Origin of the sequence: uncultured Campylobacter sp. (assembly GCF_938018035.1) — a bacterium.
Taxonomy (GTDB): domain Bacteria; phylum Campylobacterota; class Campylobacteria; order Campylobacterales; family Campylobacteraceae; genus Campylobacter_B.
Genome location: NZ_CALIJF010000050.1, coordinates 1 through 4,310 on the forward strand (window position 1 = coordinate 1; position 4,310 = coordinate 4,310).

The 4,310-nt window shown below is 50.3% G+C and carries 5 protein-coding genes; 1 reads left to right on the forward strand and 4 read right to left on the reverse strand.

What is annotated here, in order from left to right:
* Positions 1-225: hypothetical protein (locus Q0257_RS01630; RefSeq protein WP_298020746.1), on the forward strand; the 225-nt coding region annotated here is incomplete at its 5' end.
* A 54-nt stretch (positions 226-279) separates the two neighbouring features.
* On the opposite strand, the gene Q0257_RS01635 is transcribed toward Q0257_RS01630, so the two are convergent.
* The 4 genes from Q0257_RS01635 to Q0257_RS01650 all read right to left on the reverse strand — a co-directional run.
* Positions 280-408 carry a hypothetical protein gene (locus Q0257_RS01635; protein ID WP_298020749.1) on the reverse strand — a complete coding sequence of 43 codons (129 nt, stop codon included), beginning with the start codon at positions 406-408 and terminating at the stop codon, positions 280-282.
* A 20-nt stretch (positions 409-428) separates the two neighbouring features.
* On the reverse strand, positions 429-986 hold the full coding sequence (locus tag Q0257_RS01640) for a DUF6882 domain-containing protein (protein ID WP_298020752.1): 558 nt from the start codon (positions 984-986) through the stop codon (positions 429-431).
* Between the two features lie 621 nt (positions 987-1,607).
* Entirely contained in the window at positions 1,608-3,404 is a 1,797-nt protein-coding gene (gene lepA / locus Q0257_RS01645) for a translation elongation factor 4 (RefSeq protein WP_298020754.1), read from the reverse strand.
* 720 nt (positions 3,405-4,124) lie between these two features.
* On the reverse strand, positions 4,125-4,310 hold a 186-nt coding region (locus tag Q0257_RS01650), incomplete at its 5' end, for a hypothetical protein (protein WP_298020757.1).

Sequence of the window (4,310 nt, forward strand, 5' to 3'; positions counted from 1 at the left end):
TCACGCCCGGTCACAACGACCGCCGCAGGTTGCGCGCCTATTTCAAAGAGCACCTTGATTTCGACATCGACGGCGGCTGATTTTGGTTTAAAATTTAAAGGCTTGGGCGCGGATAGAGTAGCGGAATTTTACGGCGTAAAATTTAAGACAAAATTTCACGCGGCAGAATTCCGCGATCTAAATCTTACCGAGCGAAATCACAAGGCGCAAAATTCTACGATATAAAATTTACGAAGCAGAATTTCAAAGCCGCAGATGCATGCCGCAATATTTGCAGCCCTATACGGCGAACTTTACCTCGCTTAGCCGCTCCAAATTATCAAACGAAAATAGCGCATCATTTTTAAAATTTGCTACGATCTTGCCCGCCGCTTCGCTAAATTTCGTGCCGTTTCCAAGTAAAAGCACCCCCGATAAAACGGCGTGATTTAGCTGTGAAATGCGCCTATGTAATCGCGCGCCAAAGATATGAGCTCGCTTGCGTCCATACCGGGTTTGATCGTACCATCTGGCGCCACGCACTCGCCTGCCGCGAACGCCACAAACACCGCTCCGCCGGCGTACGGGCAGCGGTAGTAACATACTGGTTCCTGCGATAATCCGCACGCGATCGCGCTTAGAGCGTGGCCGTTTATCTCCGCGCTTAGTGCGAGCTTAGGCGTGCTAAGCTCCTCTAGCCCGTGCCGCAAGCCGAAGTCGCGCACATCTCGCGCAAGGGTGAGCAGCCGCTCATCAAGGCGGTTTATGTTTTCGTATCCCCACAGCCACGTGCGGCTGCTGCTCGCTTCGCTGCCAATATACCAGATGGCGCGCGGCGCATCATCGCCGGAGAGGGTCTTACCGCGCTCAAAATCCACAGACCGGCGCCTGCCCTTTGTGATCAGCTTCGAGCCCATCTCTTGCACCCTTGCGCCGCAGCCTAAACATGCCGAAAACAGATCGGTAAAGCTGCTCCTATCCACGCCTAAGCGGTTTAAAAATTTCATCGTTTCTCCCTTGATCTTGCACCGATAAATTTAGCACTTTTGCTGAATTTATCGGCGCGCCCTCTTTATACGCTACGCACGCCGTTTTGCTATAAAACATTCGCGCTATGGAATTTAACGCGGCGCGCAGGAAAATTTAATCAAATTTTATAAAGTCGCAGCGGATAAAATTTCATAGCGGACGTCGCCTGGATAGAATTTTGCAGAAGGCTACCGGGCATGGCGAGTGCAACTGCAGGAGATGACGGGCGCGACCGCAATGATCGGCTGGCGGACATAAAATTTAAACCGCTCACGGAATGTTAAATTTGAAAGATGAAATTTTAGCCTAATGGCATGCGGCAAAATTCTACGACCGAGCAGTGAACGCTAGAGCCTAAAGCGGCGCAAAACCGGCGCGCAGCAGCGAATGTATCAGCTTGGGCACGAGCGATAGAGCTTAAAACGCCGTGCAGTCATAAAATTTAAATCGCTTCTTGAGATCGTTAAAATTTAAAGACGAAATTTCATACCGAACGACGAGCCGCTAAATTTAAATCGCCCGAGCGATCGTCAAAATTTAAAAGCAAATTTTACCGCCGCACGTTAAAAGATGAAATTTAGATCACCCGCGCGATAAATTTAGTCGATCTTTAGCACGCTCAAAAACGCCTCGCTCGGCAGATTTACCTTACCGATCGCCTTCATACGCTTCTTGCCCTCTTTTTGCTTTTCGAGCAGCTTGCGCTTGCGCGTGATGTCGCCGCCGTAGCACTTGGCAGTCACGTTTTTGCCCATGGCACGGACGTTTTCGCGCGCGATGATCTTGTTGCCGATGCTTGCTTGGATCGCGACTTCAAAAAGCTGCCGCGGCACGATCTCCTTCATCGCTTTTACGAGGTCTCGCCCTTTGGATTCGGCCTTTGAGGCGGGCACGATGATCGAGAGCGCATCGACCGCTTCGCCGGCGACGCGGATGTCGAGCTTTACGAGATCGCCGCGTCTGTAATCTATCGGCTCGTAATCAAAGCTCGCATAGCCCTTGGTGCATGATTTAAGCTTATCGTAAAAGTCCATTATGATCTCGTTTGTAGGCACGTCGTATTCGAGCAAGACGCGCTCCGGCGTGATGTAATCCATCTTGGTTTGGATGCCGCGGCGCAAATTTAAAAGGCTGATGAGATTGCCCAAAAACTCGCTCGGGGTGATGATGGTCGCCCTGACGTAGGGCTCCTCGATGCGCTCAATAAAATTTGGCGCGGGAAGCTCGCTGGGGCTGTGTATCCGCACGCACGAGCCGTCCGTGAGATACACGGCGTATGTGACGGTCGGCGCCGTGGCGATGAGATCGAGATCAAACTCGCGCTCGAGCCGCTCCTTCACGACCTCCATATGCAGTAGCCCCAAAAACCCGACGCGAAAGCCAAATCCTAGCGCGAGCGACGTCTCGGGCTCGTAGCTAAGCGAACTGTCGTTTAGGCTGAGCTTGTCCAAAGCGTCGCGCAGATCTTCAAATTTATCGGTCTGCACGGGATAGATGCCCGCAAACACGAAGGGCTTGGCCTTCTCAAATCCGCCCACCGGCGCGGCGGCACGTTTCTTAAAAAGAGTGATCGTATCGCCTACCTGCACGTCGGCGACGTTTTTTAGCCCCATCACGACGATGCCCACTTCGCCGCTGCTAAGCTCGCGGGTTTTAGCGGGCGAGAGTGGGTTGGGATACATCAGATCAAGCACCTCGTGGCGGTTCTCGCTACCCATAATATAGACCTCGTCGCCCTTTTTCAGCACGCCGTCGTATAACCTAACAAGAGCGAGCGCGCCTAGGTAGTTATCAAACCAGCTGTCGTAGATTAGCGCCTTAAGCGGCGCGTCGTCGTCCGTTTTAGGCGCGGGGATGCGAGTGATTATCGCCTCTAAGAGCTCCTTGATGCCCACGCCCGTTTTGGCGCTGACCTCGATCGCGCTGCTGCAATCAAGCCCGATGACGTGCTCGATCTCCTCTTTTACGCGCTGCGGATCGGCGGCGGGCAGATCGATTTTATTGAGCACGGGGATGATCTCGAGGTTGTGCTGCAGCGCGATATAGACGTTTGCGATGGTCTGCGCCTGCACGCCCTGGCTCGCGTCCACGACGAGGATCGCCCCCTCGCAGCTAGCCAGCGAGCGCGAGACCTCATAGCTAAAATCCACGTGGCCCGGAGTGTCGATCAAATTTAAAACGTATTTCTCGCCGCCAAGCTCATACTCGAGCCGTACGGACTGCGCCTTGATCGTGATGCCGCGCTCCTTTTCGATATCCATCGTATCCATGATCTGGCTGCTCATCTGGCGCGCCTCGACGGCGTTGCACTCGCTAATCAGGCGGTCTGCGAGCGTGGATTTGCCGTGGTCGATATGCGCGATGATGCTGAAATTTCTGATATTTTTTGTTTTCAAGTGGTTTTCCCTGATGAAATTTTAAGCCGCATTGTGCCGAAATTTCATTTAAAAACGGGTAAATGAGCAAGTTGAATTTATAAAGCGGTTTTATACGGCAGATCTAGCCAGATTGGAATTTTACGAAGCGAAATTTTGAAGGATAAGGGAAAATGCAGGCGACTTTGAGCAATAGAATTTTAAGTTTTATTGGCGGTGCGTTTTACCGCGATAGAATTTTAGGATGAGGGTTGGGAGCAGATTTTACTAATGGAATTCTGCGTCCTGGATGTGGCTGAGATCTTTTTATACCTCACTTAGCGTAGATTTTACTAATTGAATTTTGCGGCTGTATTGAAATGTAAAATCTAGCGCAATAAAAATTTACAATAAGCTTTGCATGATCACGCTGCACGAAACTTGCAATGCCGATGGTTGAGAATTTTAATAAACGGGAGGAGGATCGCCATATAAAATTTTACTTTGAATTCTACCGCTTGGGATTAGCGCGCAATTCTATGCCGTTACGGCGCACAAATCTCAATGAGTAAAATTTTACCGCCAAGTTTTATAGCAAAATTTCGCAATTTAAAATTCTAAAAAATTTTATCTCGTAAAATTTACAGACAAAAATTTGCAAAGCGAAATTTTAAAATATCCGTCGTTAAGAAAACCAAAATTCCACCCATAAAAAAAGGCTAGCCGGGAGGCTAGCCTTTGTGCTACGAGCTTACGCAGATACTACCAATCGGTCTTTTGGTTGTAGATATCGCGAATGTCGCCCGTACCTAGTTTATTCGTCGAAGTGTCGCTAGTACTATTATCCGATGTACTACCGCCAGCGAATGATCCCACGTCATCTTCCTTACCAGATTTGACTTGACCCTCGCCGCCCCAAACCGTAGGTTTAGCGGCTCTTGTGTTGAC

Bases quoted from the DNA above. Each gene is read 5' to 3' on its own strand.
- Q0257_RS01640 (WP_298020752.1), bottom strand. From the start codon at position 986: ATGAAATTTTTAAACCGCTTAGGCGTGGATAGGAGCAGCTTTACCGAT.